At 60.2% G+C, this 12,653-nt stretch carries 12 protein-coding genes and 1 pseudogene; 3 read left to right on the top strand and 10 right to left on the bottom strand.

Features of this window, described 5'->3' with window-relative positions:
* The 4 genes from JNL55_RS36485 to JNL55_RS36470 form a co-directional block, all read right to left on the bottom strand.
* Positions 1 to 672 (bottom strand): hypothetical protein (locus tag JNL55_RS36485; RefSeq protein ID WP_293866772.1); only part of this gene is annotated, 672 nt, incomplete at its 3' end.
* Positions 673 to 737: 65 nt separating this feature from the next.
* The gene (locus JNL55_RS36480; protein WP_293866769.1) at positions 738 to 1,268 is read right to left on the bottom strand and encodes an Ig-like domain repeat protein; all 531 of its coding nucleotides are present in this window, start codon (positions 1,266 to 1,268) and stop codon (positions 738 to 740) included.
* Between the two features lie 537 nt (positions 1,269 to 1,805).
* Positions 1,806 to 2,156, bottom strand: coding sequence for a hypothetical protein (locus JNL55_RS36475; protein ID WP_293866765.1), 351 nt, complete (start codon positions 2,154 to 2,156; stop codon positions 1,806 to 1,808).
* Positions 2,157 to 2,205: 49 nt separating this feature from the next.
* The gene (locus JNL55_RS36470) at positions 2,206 to 2,337 is read right to left on the bottom strand and encodes a hypothetical protein (protein WP_293866762.1); all 132 of its coding nucleotides are present in this window, start codon (positions 2,335 to 2,337) and stop codon (positions 2,206 to 2,208) included.
* Positions 2,338 to 3,039: 702 nt separating this feature from the next.
* On the opposite strand from JNL55_RS36470, the gene JNL55_RS36465 reads away from it, so the two are divergent.
* The gene (locus tag JNL55_RS36465) at positions 3,040 to 3,372 is read left to right on the top strand and encodes a hypothetical protein (protein WP_293866759.1); all 333 of its coding nucleotides are present in this window, start codon (positions 3,040 to 3,042) and stop codon (positions 3,370 to 3,372) included.
* A gap of 132 nt (positions 3,373 to 3,504) precedes the next feature.
* Here the strand turns inward: JNL55_RS36465 and JNL55_RS36460 are convergent, their stop codons facing one another.
* The 3 genes from JNL55_RS36460 to JNL55_RS36450 all read right to left on the bottom strand — a co-directional run bounded on the left by JNL55_RS36460 (position 3,505) and on the right by JNL55_RS36450 (position 7,980).
* Positions 3,505 to 3,735 carry a hypothetical protein gene (locus tag JNL55_RS36460; RefSeq protein ID WP_293866756.1) on the bottom strand — a complete coding sequence of 77 codons (231 nt, stop codon included), beginning with the start codon at positions 3,733 to 3,735 and terminating at the stop codon, positions 3,505 to 3,507.
* Positions 3,736 to 3,921: 186 nt separating this feature from the next.
* A complete protein-coding gene (locus JNL55_RS36455; protein ID WP_293866753.1) occupies positions 3,922 to 5,478 on the bottom strand; it encodes a serine hydrolase domain-containing protein in 1,557 nt (518 codons plus the stop codon).
* Between the two features lie 12 nt (positions 5,479 to 5,490).
* Positions 5,491 to 7,980: a TonB-dependent siderophore receptor gene (locus JNL55_RS36450; protein WP_293866750.1), complete on the bottom strand. Its 2,490-nt coding sequence runs from the start codon at positions 7,978 to 7,980 to the stop codon at positions 5,491 to 5,493.
* Between the two features lie 134 nt (positions 7,981 to 8,114).
* Between JNL55_RS36450 and JNL55_RS36445 the strand changes: the two genes are divergently transcribed.
* Both JNL55_RS36445 and JNL55_RS36440 read left to right on the top strand, forming a co-directional pair.
* The gene (locus JNL55_RS36445) at positions 8,115 to 8,633 is read left to right on the top strand and encodes an RNA polymerase sigma factor (protein ID WP_293866747.1); all 519 of its coding nucleotides are present in this window, start codon (positions 8,115 to 8,117) and stop codon (positions 8,631 to 8,633) included.
* A gap of 16 nt (positions 8,634 to 8,649) precedes the next feature.
* A complete protein-coding gene (locus JNL55_RS36440; protein WP_293866744.1) occupies positions 8,650 to 9,720 on the top strand; it encodes a FecR family protein in 1,071 nt (356 codons plus the stop codon).
* A gap of 15 nt (positions 9,721 to 9,735) precedes the next feature.
* Here JNL55_RS36440 and JNL55_RS36435 read toward each other — a convergent pair whose 3' ends face one another.
* From JNL55_RS36435 to JNL55_RS36425, 3 genes and pseudogenes are all read right to left on the bottom strand, one after another.
* Entirely contained in the window at positions 9,736 to 10,701 is a 966-nt protein-coding gene (locus JNL55_RS36435; RefSeq protein WP_293866742.1) for an alpha/beta hydrolase family protein, read from the bottom strand.
* A 41-nt stretch (positions 10,702 to 10,742) separates the two neighbouring features.
* Positions 10,743 to 12,215: a serine hydrolase domain-containing protein gene (locus JNL55_RS36430; protein ID WP_293866739.1), complete on the bottom strand. Its 1,473-nt coding sequence runs from the start codon at positions 12,213 to 12,215 to the stop codon at positions 10,743 to 10,745.
* Positions 12,212 to 12,653: pseudogene (locus JNL55_RS36425) on the bottom strand (hypothetical protein); the annotation flags it as partial. The gene JNL55_RS36430 and the pseudogene JNL55_RS36425, both read right to left, overlap by 4 nt.

Raw genomic sequence — 12,653 nt, 5'->3', positions numbered from 1 at the left:
CTTCTTCAGTGCGTAGAGGATCTGCGATGGCCCGAGAGAGCCGGTGAAGTATTCATACTTCAGCTGATAGCCAGCAGTGCTGGTGACCGATTGCAGCAGGTAGACGCTGTTCGCAGCGTTGTATGCATAGTGAAAGCTCAGCTTCTCCCCGGTGGGATACGTCATCTCGGTGGCATAGATTCTCGTGCCCGAATACATCGACACGGAATTGCTGAACTTGGTGGCGACGCCGTTGCGGTCGGTGAACAGGTAGCCGTTCGTGATCGACGTCAGCGCGCCCCCGGTGCGCTGAGCAGGGACATACGCGCCCGAGATCAAGTCGAACGCATAGGAGCGATTGCCAACGGACACCTGCGGCTTGATCGAGCCGGGGTTTGCGATCCAGACCTCGAAGTTGTGCCGCCATAGACCGCCGATGCCGCCAATCCAATATCGCTCATGCGACAGACCGGATTCTGGCGTTCCGATCGACACGGCCGGCTCGGTCAGCAATAGCTGGCCCGAAATCATATCGACGCCGTTGGCGTCGAGCGCAGCGCGCACCGGCGACGGCTCCGGCACCGTCTGCGCGCTCACCACGCCGCCCACCAGCAGAAACGCAAGCGAAGCAGTCCAACTCGCCACCACGTAAGCGCGCCTTCCGATCCTCGAGCACCATCCGTTATCGATCATCGCTTCTCTTCCTTAACCCGTTGAGCGCCATCAACCACGCCATCAGACATCGACACCGACGCCGCTTAGTTCAGCAGCAGATCGAGCACCGCCGGCAGCCAGCGAATATCTCGAACGTTGACCGCGAAGGTGTAAGAGGTCGCCGCGTTTGCACCGTCGCCGGTGTAGCTAGCGGTGATCGTGTGCAGGCCGGGCGAAAGACCTTCGAGAAATATACTGGCCTGGTTGCCGTAAACGAACGCGGAGCCGAGGAAGATACCGTTCTCCGTGAACGTCACCATGCCTCCGGCCGATCCCGTCACAGCAAGATTGACGCCGATCGAGACGCCGTACCACGAGACGTTCGCAACGTTGCTTACGGGACTGATGGTGACGGCACTACCGCTGGTCGCACCGGTCGACAGAAAACTCGAGCGATTACCCGCCGCATCGTAGCTGTAATCGCGTTGAACACCGCTCCCCGGCCCACCCGCGGTCTGCACTTTGGTCAGGCGTCCCAACGCATCGTAAGTGTAAGTGAGCGTCTCCGCCGCCTGCGCCGGGGCGGCGAGATACATCCAGGCTACAGACAACCCCATCCATCGTGCTTTATTCATCAGTCCCTCGTACAGCAAGGCACAGCACGTAACCGTGGAGAATCGTTACGCACTCTAGAAATTTCCGGCGGCTTAAAAAAAAGTTTTCGATCGAAGTATGGAACACCGACATGCAGTCGATAACCCCAAACTTGCCTGCGATACAGCTGCGCGAATTCGAATACCCCAGATTCGAGTTGTCTCATTAACTGCATTCCTTCAGCCAGAAGAGCATGTCGCGTACGGAGATTTCACGATAAGGCCGCAGGCACGCGATAGAGGCGTTCATTGATTGATCCGCCAAAATGACAATGGCGATCAATACGGCGTTGACGCACGCTGGGGTCGTGCTCTTGGAAATCCTGCCACTCCTGCATAGCCATCCGTGTGCGCTCGTTTGATGCCGAGATTTGCAATCGCGCAATAACTTCTCATCGCGCATTCTGGTTGTCAACGATTTAAGGACCGTCCGCGGACATACTCAGGGATTGGAGCAAGCTCCTTTCGCGAAAGCGCAACGTGACATGCACCGGCACACGCGTCATCAAGGCGAGTCGCTCAATGCACCACAAAAATTCGAGTGGATTCGATCTGCCAGGTCGAGGCATTGCAATTACCGTAAACAGCCACTGCGTTACCCGAAGATACCGCGGCGAGCACCATGGCCAACCAATCCTTCTCTCGGCCCGCCGGAGGTGTGATGAGCACGGACGTCGCGCTACAACTCGAACCGCGCCCTGGAACGTTGATCGCAACACCGCCGTTGTCGATAAAGAGCTTGATTTGACCGCCGCTCGTCTGCTCGATCGCGCCCAGACGATCCGTGACGCGATCGAACCAATCGGCAGCGCTCGCGGGCAACGAAGCCCCCAGCGCTAGCGCGATGGCAACCAGTCGATGTGACTTCATATATCACTCCGAGGTATTAAGGACTGCTCGTGCATCGCGCCGTCAACGGTCACATGCTCACGGTAAAGGTGCCGGTTGGATAAACGCTGTTCAACGGATGGGCTCCCGACGCATGCATAGAGATGAAGCCATCGTCGCGCTCGAGATCGCCGTGGATCACGCAGATATCAACTGCATCCACCCCAAGTCATCGCTGCTTGCGATAACATCTCGTTGATAGTCATGTGCAGAATCAGCTCGGTCGGGGAAGACGACTCGGCGGGACGTTGACCTGCTTGGGTACGTAGAACTTCATACGGATCCTTCCATTTTCTATCGACCGGGCTCGACGCGCACTGTAGCCGACCAGGTCACGTGGTTTGTTGTCGAGGCAACTTTTCAGTTCATACAAATAATTGCAATCTGTCACCTGGCCTGTCAACAGAGTTTTCAAGCCGCAGCATCAATTCAGGGATTCTCCGAACCGCCGCCCGCTCCGGCGATGTTTGGCAGATACGACCCCTGCTCCATCCGCAGCGGCACGGCTCGCATGATTCACTAGCGTGATCGACAGTCTTCGCTGCGCTCAGTGCGTTGACAATCGCCCGACCGGCATGCAATCTGAACTGAGAAACTGAGCAGGGATGTCACACCAACAAGATTTCATCTCCCATTGATTTTCGATTCACCAGGGCGTTACGGGGCGATCACTTCCGCAATGATCAGGCCACACTCCATGTCCTGGTAGTGGATGCCCAAACCAATCCAGTGATATGCCTAGTATGAGCAGATCGAGACAGCCCGAGCCAGCGCGATATCTTCAAGTTTCTACTGGCGTTGAACGAAGGCGCTGACGAGCAAACTGGCGCGTGAAGCGCTTCAACTAACCCTTTGGAAAAACATCATGAGCATCTCGACTAAACTTGCATTGATGGCAACGCTGGCACTTCCCCTAACCGCATCGGCGAGTGAATGGACCGTGACACAGCCCATTGCAGCACTTCAGTTGGATGGCAGCAGCCAGGATCTCTACCTCACCGGAGGACTGAAATGGGGAGCAACCTCTTGCCCAAACGCCACCTACGTGAAGGTCGCTCAAACCCTTGCGGGATACAAACAGCTGCTGGCCATTGGCTTAGCCGCCAAGATGGCCGGCACTCCGATACGACTGTTCGGCACCTGCGGTACGAACGGCTATTTTGACGCCACATACATCAGTGTTGAATCTCAGCCGTGACGCGCTATGCACACCCGCTCAGCGATCGGTTAGCGATTGATCGGCCAGCGTCGCCACGCCCATCGATGCAATCGCTTGAGGTGAACACCCGAAACGATGCGAGCGGCCGCGCTCACAGCAAACCCGCGAACGTCATTCTGCAGTAGACATTGTTTGAACCAGTCCAAAGTTGCGTATCTTCACCGCCGATCCGAACGCTCGCTGCGTGTGATAGGCTGACAACACCAGGACATGGGTCACCTTGAACCCGGGATCCGTGGCGCTGATCCAAAAGCCCTTGGTACAGCCAGCAGCCGGTGTCGATACCTCAACCATGATGTCGCCGCCGCCGAACTGCGTGTATGAATAAACCTTGACGATCATGGTCTGCGTCTCGCGCCGGCGCCGCGCTCGCCAGCGGAATCAGCAGCCCCGCCAACAACGGCCACACCCCTCGCCGCCCACTAACGCGAGCGCCGCGACGCGCCCTCTCGCGGTCCGGCTCAACAGTCACGGTACTACTCAGCGCGAATCTCCCTCGGCCACGGCGAACAACGATCGAACCAGCCCTTAATTCGCCACCAGCCCGCCGACCCGCCGCAGCTGAGTCCAGTACGGCAGCCCGTAATGCCAGAAGCCATCGAACACGGACTGCGCCATGACCTGGCCGCTGAGCACATCGCCGCGAAGTTTTACATCGAGCGAGGTGACGTGCGGGCGTCGTTGTGTGTCCGAGGTTTCGAGCTGGGCCAAAGAATCGCCGGTAAGAAAGCCGTCTTTGAGCGCAACGTTGGTGAGCAACGTTTCCTGCAAAACCGTACTCCGTCCCGGGAAGCGCGGTTCGCCACCGATACGCAAGCGCACGTCGCCGGGCGATCGGATCGACAACGTGATGCTCTGCTCGCCTTGATAGGTATGGATCTGTCCGCGCCACTCGCCGATCAAAGGCGATGAAGCATCGAACGCTGGCGTCGGTGCCGGTCGCGAAGACGCGGCCGAGGGCTTAGACCACTTCGGCAACAAACTCTTGAGAACCGCGGCGCGTATCGCCGCCAGGTCGGCACCACCGGCGCCGCCGTCCGTGTTTGCGAGTACGGCCACGCCCAGATTCTCTGCAGGCACCAGCGTAAAGTTCGCTTGAGTGCCCGAGGTCGAGCCTTCGTGCCCGACGACGTCGTAGCCGCCGTCGTTGGAAGAAATCCAGCCGACGGCGTAGGTTCGTTTCGAACCATCCGACGTGGGCGTAATCGCCGCGAGCGGATCGTGAAGCATCTGTTCTATCGACGCGTCATTCAACACCCGCTGCTGATCGGCCAGACGATTTTTGAGCAGGAACATGCCGAGGCGCGCCAGATCATGCGCACTGGAATACGCCGAACCGGAGCCTTGCGTGACGGAGGTATAGAAAGGAATGGGCTTGCGTTCGAAGTCGTAGCGGATCGCATGCTGCCCCTCCAGCCCCGGCGCGATATTGATGGATGAGTGCGTCATCCCCAGCGGCAGAAACACTTCCTGCCGCATGAAATCGGCGTAGCTCTTGCCCGAGACCTGCGCCAGCAGATGACTCAGCACGCCATAGCCAATATTGGAGTACTGATAACGCTCGCCCGCCGGCGCCACCACGATGCCGTAACGGCGAATCGTCTCGCTCAGCGACAATCGCCGAGGCAAGTCGTCATCACCGTAGAAGGTATTGGTGAAGCCCGGCAGGCCCGACGTATGGTTAGCGAGACGGCGCACCGTCACCGCCTGCGGGTCGCCGATCCAGGTCGTGAGTGCATCACGACCCAGATAGCGATTGGCGGGCTGATCCAGATCCACCTTGCCCGCTTGCACCAGCGTCATCACGCCCAGCGAGGTCAGCGGCTTGGTCACCGACGCCAGATGAAACATCGTGTGCTCGGTAGCCGGCACACGACGCTCCACATCCGCCCAGCCGAAGCCCTCCGCCCACACGATCTTGCCATTGCGCCAGACCGAGACGGCGATGCCCGGCACTTGATTCTCGACGAGCTGCCGACGGATGGCCTGCTTCGCGCCATCGAACTGCTGTGCGACGGCTGCAACCGGCCACCAGCTGACACTGCAGAGAACCAGCGCTGATACCCGAGTAACGATGTGCTTCATCAACATGATCCCTCACCAGCTCCCACGCACAGTCAGCATGTAGTTACGCGGCGTGCCGTAGATGTTTTCGTAAAGCGTGTTGCTGTAGACCGAGTAGTACCTCTTGTCGAACAGATTGTCGCCGTACAGGCCGATTTTCCAGGTGTCGTTGAGCTCGTACTGCACGGCCGTGTTCCACACGGAGTAGCCGCTCTGCAAGAAGCGATAATTGATCCGCTGCGTACTACCGGGAGCGGCAATCGCCGTGTCCATCACATAGCCTTCGGTCATCGCCAGCACACCGGCATTCAATGTCCAACGTGAAGCTCGGCCCGGCAGGCGCCAGGTCGTCCACATCTTCAACATGTGTTTGGGTGTGCGCGTCAGGGTGCGCGCTCCGCTCGAGTACAGCGTGCTGCTGTCCACGCCTTCGGCCTTGTTGGAGTTGTGGGTGTAGCCGGCAAACATCTGCCAGCCAGGCAGCACGGTGCCGCTCAATTCGGCATCGAAGCCTTCACTGGTGATGTTGACCTGTTGCATGAAGCAGCAGCTCGCGCCACCCGTGGTCGGAACATTCGGAAAGGTGTTGTCGCGTACACCTTGCCCGTTGCGTTCGATGCGATAGATGGCGGCCGATGCATTGAGGACGCCGAAGAGTTCGCCCTTCACGCCCAACTCATAACCGTCGCCAGTGATGGGATCCAACGGTGTGCCGGGCAACGGCGCTTGCAACAGGTTCGCTTGCACCTTGAACGTTTCGGCGTAGCTCAGATACGCGGACCAATCCTCCGCAAAGTTATAAGTCAGTGCCGCGCTCGGAATGAACTTGCTGTCGTCGTAGCGCGTGGTGCGAGGTGCGAGTCGCGATCCATCGGGATTGACGGTTTGCGCCACCTGCAAGTAACGAAACTTTCCGTAGCGCCCGCCGAGCGTCAGGCGCAACGGCTCGAGCAGTTGCAAACCAACCGTGGCATAGAAGCCCTGCTGCGTCTGCCCGTTTTCCGGGTAATAGGCATTCTGCTGGGCGACTGGTTCCGGGTACAACGCCGGATTGAAATTGAACACGTCGATGGCCGGTCCCGGATAGTCATAGCCCGGCAATCGATAGCCTTTCGCGCCGCCGCCATCGATCTTCGAATAATCGGTGCCGACAGTGTAGCGATGCTCCAGGCCGAACAGCTCGACAGTGCCGTTGGCAGAGAGATCGAACAGGCTCTGCGTGGCGTCGTAGTCATTGCCGAAGCCATAGGCCGTGTTGCCCACCCGCGTGATCGGATCGACGCCGCCGTAGCTCACGAACTGACGATTCTCGCTGGACTGAGCGATGTGCGTCAGATTCAACTTGATGACGCCCGTGGCACCGTATTTCTGCTCGGCGCGGGTAAAGACTTCTTTGGTGGTGATGTACCAATGCGCCCAGGGCACATTGAGTGCGTTGCTTCTCGGCAGATCCAGGCTCCGGCCATCGCTGTAGCGCGGGAAGCCCCAAGTGGCGAAGCCATCTTCCTTGCGACGCTCATAGCTCGCGCCGGCAATCACGAGCGTGCTGGGTGTCACATCGTACTCAGCCGTACCGTAGGCGATGGTCTTGGTCGAGGTGGCGCGATCGTAGAAGTAATCCTTGTCTTCCTTGGCCGCGACGAAACGACCCCGCAAACGACCGTCGCTGGTGAGCGGGCCAGTCACGTCGATCTCACCGCGATAACGATTCCAGCTACCCGCAGACAGGCCGAGCCGGACCGCTGGTGTCGATTCGGCGCGCTTGCGCACCAGATTGATGACACCGCCCGGTTCACCCGCACCGCTATACATGCCATCCACACCTCGCAGCATCTCGATGTGATCGTAGGTGGCCGTATCGGGCGTGAGGAACAAGCCGAATGCGCTCGAGTCGGCCGGCGCACCACCATCGATCTGCACCGTCTTCACTCGGAAGCCACGCGAGTAGTAGAACGGATCGACCGGTGTGTAGCTTTGCTGAGTGACGCCGGTGGTCTGTCGCATGACTTCCTCCAGCGAGGACAGGTTCTGCGCCTCGATGCGCTCTCGGGTCACGAGCGTGATCGATTTCGGCGTCTCTCGCAGCGACAGCCCGGACTTCGAGCCCACGCTCAATTGGTTGTCCAGCGTGCCAAACACCAGGACTTCTTCGAGCTCCGGGCTCGCGCCCAGCCGGTCGGCAGCGGCGCCGCTTTGACTCTCATTCGCTTTGCGGACGAGACGGATCGCCACGGTGCGCTCATCCACGAACTCATAGCGCAAACCGGTGGCCGTGAGCAGCAGCTGCAACGCCTCCTCTGGCGTGTAGGTCCCGGCGACATGCACTGCCATGTGCTCGCTGGCGGCACCATCCATGGGCATCATTACCGACAGCCCGGTTTGCTCGGCCCAGGCATTCAGCGCCTTGTCGAGGCGTTGCGCAGCGATTTCGATCTTCACGGGCGGGGCCGCCGCGGCGGCGGCCACTGCGCAGATCAGCGGCCATAACAGACTCAAACCAGCAAGACGCGGCAACGTCGGCATCGGAAGCTCCCCATTGTGTGCATAATCTCTACGTTGCTGTATGACTGGAGCAGCCGCGAATTCGGCAACAAAATAAAGTGTTGAAGATTTTCACTGGAATTAAGTCATAGAGAGTAGGCCCAAGCCCGCATCCAGTGAACGCCAACGACCGAAAAAATGCCGCTCGCTTCGTCGCTATCGCGTATCAGCGGCATCGGCTCGACTTGAACCGCTACCTGACCCGGCGACTGCGCAACCGGCAGGATGTGCGCGAGCTGGCGCAGGAAGTGTGGACGCGGCTGCTGCGCGTCAGTGATCCCACCGAGATCCTCGAACCGCTGGCGTACATCTACCGGACGGCCGCGAACGTGATCAGCGAGTTCCACATGCGGCAGAAGCGCGACCAGGTGTCGTACGACTCGGACGCGTGCGAGAAGGCCGAAAACCAGCCGCAGTCCGGTGCCGACGAGCTCGGCGAACAAGTCGGCCGGCAACGTCAGTTCGAGCGCGCGATGAGCGAGTTACCCACCGTGTATCGCCGCGTCGTATTGATGAAGCTGCGCGATGGGCAGTCCTATCAAGAAATCGGCCGACAGCTCGGACTGGCAACCCGAACCGTCGAACAGTACTTCTACCGCGCCCTCGCGCTCGTCAAGAGCCGGCGCGAAGCTTAGCCACAGGGACGATGCCATGAATCTCGGCACTGACGACGACAAACGAATTACCGAGCGAGGCGCTCAATACCTGGGCGCACTCACCGAAGGCGATGGCTCTCGGGACGCGCTGTTTGCGTGGCTGAAGGAATCGCCGCGGCACGTCGAGGACTTTCTGTTTCTGATGAACTCGGCACAGGACATTGCCGATGTCACGCCTGAGCAGGAAGCACGGATCGAAGCGATGGCTGGCGGCTCGGACGACACCGTGGTCCCGATGCAAGCCGATGTCAATGTGGTGCCGATCGACGCGCCCCGCACCCTCACCGAGCACGCGCCGACCAAGACGAGCGGCGGACATGCCATGCGCTGGGTCGCAGGGCTCGCTGCGACGCTGCTGGTCACGACACTCGCTGTGTGGCAATTCACCGGCATCGGCCAGCGACAAACCTATACCACCGCGATCGGCGAACAACGTTCCATCAAACTCGCCGACGGCTCGATGGTGTATCTGAATACCCGCTCGCGCCTGGAAGTTCGCTTTACCGACAACGAGCGCTGGCTGCGTTTGCGCGAAGGCGAAGCACTGTTCACGGTGAAACACGATTCGGCCCGGCCGTTCAGTGTGCATACGGACGATGCCGTGATTCAAGCCATCGGCACGCAGTTCGGCGTGTATCGGCAAGACAGCGGCACTCGCGTCGCCGTGCTGGAAGGCGTCGTGCAGATCAGCGGGGATCTGCAGGGATCGCAGCCTTCTACCGCCGCCCCTATGTCACCGCCACGCCTCGCCGCTGGCGAAGAAGCCAGTGTCACGCCGGGCGGCGCCATCCTAGAGCGTCGGCCGGTCAACTCCGCCAAGGCCGCGGCCTGGCGGCAGCGTCGTCTGGTCTTCGAGGACGAGTCTTTGGAAACTATCGTCGCGGAGTTCAATCGCTACAACGTCACGCCTCAAATCCAGGTGCTGGACGAGGCTGCCCGCCGACAACGCTTCTCCGGCACCTTCGATGCCGATGCCCCGGAGCGGATGGTGAACACCCTGGTAGACAATGAATCGCTGGTCGTGACGCGGACCGGGGAAGAGATCACGATCCGCTCACGGCGCTGAACTACATCGCGGGCCTCACTCCAAACGCGCCGGCTTCAAATACCGCGCCAGGAACTGATAGACCTCCCGCCGCGACTCGCGGGCAAGCCGGGTGTCGATCATGTTGAACCCGTGGCCACCGGGTGCATTGTCATATATTTTGTATTCGAACTTCTTGTTCGCGGCCTTGAGCGCCGCGATCAGGTGTTCAACCTCCATCACATGCACATCGCCATCGTTGGTGGTGCTGTGAATCAGCAACGGCGTCTGCAGCTTGTCGGCGTGATACACCGGCGAGCGACGTCGATACTCCATGGGATCTTCCTGCACCGACTTGCCGATGAAATGGTTGAAGATCTCCGGGTAGCTGGGTTGATAAGCCATCCGCTGCACCAGATCGCTCACCGGCACGCCCGCGTACGCCACCTTGTAGTCGCCGGGCCAGCGGAAAATGTTCATCAGCGCATGGAAGCCACCATGACTCCAGCCCAGGATGCCCACGCGCGAACCATCGACGTTGGGCATGTTCTCTACCGCCCAGTCGCGCGCCGCATGCGTGTCGTCGATCTCGGCGCCGCCATAGTCGATCTCATCGTACATGCCCCGACCGAAGCCACTGCTGCCGCGATACTCCGGCGCGATGAGCACGTAGCCTTCCTCCAACAACTCACGCGCGATCGGTATCAATACACCGCTGAAGTTTGAATGCACCCCGCCGTGCGGAAAGACCAACAGCGGCGCCTTGCGGTTGCCGAGCGCTTTGGGTACGAACGTGTACGCGGGAAACACCAGCGGATTGCCAGCGCCCAGCGCCGTAGGATTGGAACTTCTCGGCGGCAGCGACGTGATGTTGATCTCTTGAATCATGGCAACGTCGCCGAGCCGCTGATACATGGACAGCACATCGACTTTTCGTTTCAGGATGTCGAACTCGTGCTTGTACTCCGGCAGTGTCGGCGCCGGATATTTCGAAGTGTCTGCAGTCGCCGCCATCGACAGCATTGTCAGACCCGAGAGCATCACCCATTGCTTGCAACGTCGATTCATTTTCTTCGTAACTCCAACCAACTCGCCAATACCAAGTCATTCGAGGCCAACGCCGCACCACCTAGCACACCCTCGCGCAAGCGCAGTGCCAGCGACACCTTGTAGTCGTACCCTTCCGTGTCCTCGGTGCCGATGCGGGAAATCAGATCGCCGCTGAAAACGCCCGCGTCGAACTTGGCGCGATCGATCAACGTAGGCATCTGCTGGTCGAAGCGCGCACGCACCAGACCATCAGCCAGGAAGTTCAGTTCGACTGGAAACGTCCTGTCGTAGGCACGCAAGGTGCCTTGCCACGTGCCCAGCAGTTCGGACGGCGTTGAGAATGCCGGCGGCGGCACCCATTGAGGCTGCGGTAGCCCAGGCCAGCGCGGCACGAGTTTGCCCAGCACGGCATCGACAACTTGCCACGGTAGCTTGGAGCGCGAGTTACACAGCACTACCACCGCGATTCGTTGTTCCGGCAACAACACCAGCAGGCTGGATACGCCCTCCTGGCCGCCTGAATGCAACAACACCGAGTGGCCACCGACCTCGCGCCTGCCGAAGCCCACACCGTAGCCGCCGCCATCGTCCGTCAGTGACGTGCGTCGATGCATTTCCTCGAGCGAGCTATCACTCAGGATCTGTTTCTGATCCGATCGATGAGTCTTCAGATGAAACAAACCAAAGCGTGCAAGATCGTGCGCACTGGCAAACACCGCCGCGGCGGCAGGCGTATCCGTTTCGTAAGGCGCAACCGGCAGGCCGTTCTCGCCATAGCGAGTGGCGACGAAGTCTTCCAAGCCCGGACCAATGCCAACCGACGTCCGCGTCATCCCCAAAGGGAGAAAGACTTCACGACGCATGTAGTCGGCGTAGTGTTCGCCCGACGTGCGCTCGATGATCTCGCCAATGGCGCCGAATCCCAGATTGGAGTACGACGTTTCCTCGCCGGGCGCCGACACCAGTGCGCCATAGCGAAGAAGCGCTTCTTGCAACGAGGGCTGACGCACTGAGCCATCGATACGGAAGGCACGATAGTGCAATGGCAGTCCTGCGCTGTGATTGGCCAGACGTCGCACGGTCGCCTGATTCACATCACCCACGTGAGCGCGCAGCTTCGCCGGCCCGAGATAATCGTTGGCTGGTCGATCGAGATCGACCTTGCCGGCCTGCACGAGTGTCATCAACGCCGTGGCCGTCAGCGGCTTGGTGACCGAAGCGACCGGGTAAGCCGTGTGCGCCGTAGCCACGACCCGCCGCTCACGATTGGCCCAGCCAAAACCTTGCTCCCAAATAATCTGGTCGCCCTGAGCCACCGCGACGCTCACCGAGGGCGCCCCGCTATCGCGCAGGCTGTTGCGAATCAGCTCGCCGACCGATTCGAAGCGCTCGGCCGCCGCCGGGGCCGGCCCAGGAACACAACACAGCAGCCACCCGAGCAGCGACAGCGAAGGCCCCCATGTTGCGAACTTCGACCAACCGCTCATGGCACCGTCACTCGCCAGTTGGTGCGACCGCTGGCTTGCAACCACATGCAGCAGCCGTTGACCCGTTCGCCGAACCGAAGCCACTCGGCCGTAGGCTCCGAACTGTCGGCGACGAAAACATCTCCCTGGGCCCGCAGTGGCGTCACGCCATCCATGAGCAGTCGTCCCTTGCGGATCACGATGCGAAGACTGCGGATGCGCGGCCCCATGTCGCAGTAATGCCCGACGTAGGCCTGCCATTCCGGCGGATGAGGGAACGTTGTCGGGCCGGTGTAACGCGCATTGGTGAACCACTCAGCGCCCCACCCCAACTCCACGACCGGGCTGGTGGGATCCTCGGCGTTCTGCCGGCCGAAGCTACAAACGAAGCGACTGAAATCCGGATGCAATGCCAGGAACGTATCGCGACCGCCCCGAGTCTCCAGCGGCACCAGCTTC

Origin of the sequence: Steroidobacter sp. (assembly GCF_016790065.1) — a bacterium.
In the GTDB taxonomy this organism is placed as follows: domain Bacteria; phylum Pseudomonadota; class Gammaproteobacteria; order Steroidobacterales; family Steroidobacteraceae; genus Steroidobacter.
Note: the sequence above shows the minus strand (reverse complement) of the source record. Positions and strands in the feature narration are given on the sequence as shown.

What these genes read in the sequence shown, in the direction of transcription:
- JNL55_RS36480 (WP_293866769.1), bottom strand. Translation starts at nt 1,268, where the DNA reads ATGAATAAAGCACGATGGATGGGGTTGTCTGTAGCCTGGATGTATCTC.
- JNL55_RS36475 (WP_293866765.1), bottom strand. Translation starts at nt 2,156, where the DNA reads ATGAAGTCACATCGACTGGTTGCCATCGCGCTAGCGCTGGGGGCTTCG.
- JNL55_RS36465 (WP_293866759.1), top strand. Translation starts at nt 3,040, where the DNA reads ATGAGCATCTCGACTAAACTTGCATTGATGGCAACGCTGGCACTTCCC.
- JNL55_RS36460 (WP_293866756.1), bottom strand. Translation starts at nt 3,735, where the DNA reads ATGATCGTCAAGGTTTATTCATACACGCAGTTCGGCGGCGGCGACATC.
- JNL55_RS36455 (WP_293866753.1), bottom strand. Translation starts at nt 5,478, where the DNA reads ATGAAGCACATCGTTACTCGGGTATCAGCGCTGGTTCTCTGCAGTGTC.
- JNL55_RS36450 (WP_293866750.1), bottom strand. Translation starts at nt 7,980, where the DNA reads ATGCCGACGTTGCCGCGTCTTGCTGGTTTGAGTCTGTTATGGCCGCTG.
- JNL55_RS36440 (WP_293866744.1), top strand. Translation starts at nt 8,650, where the DNA reads ATGAATCTCGGCACTGACGACGACAAACGAATTACCGAGCGAGGCGCT.
- JNL55_RS36435 (WP_293866742.1), bottom strand. Translation starts at nt 10,701, where the DNA reads ATGCTGTCGATGGCGGCGACTGCAGACACTTCGAAATATCCGGCGCCG.
- JNL55_RS36430 (WP_293866739.1), bottom strand. Translation starts at nt 12,215, where the DNA reads ATGAGCGGTTGGTCGAAGTTCGCAACATGGGGGCCTTCGCTGTCGCTG.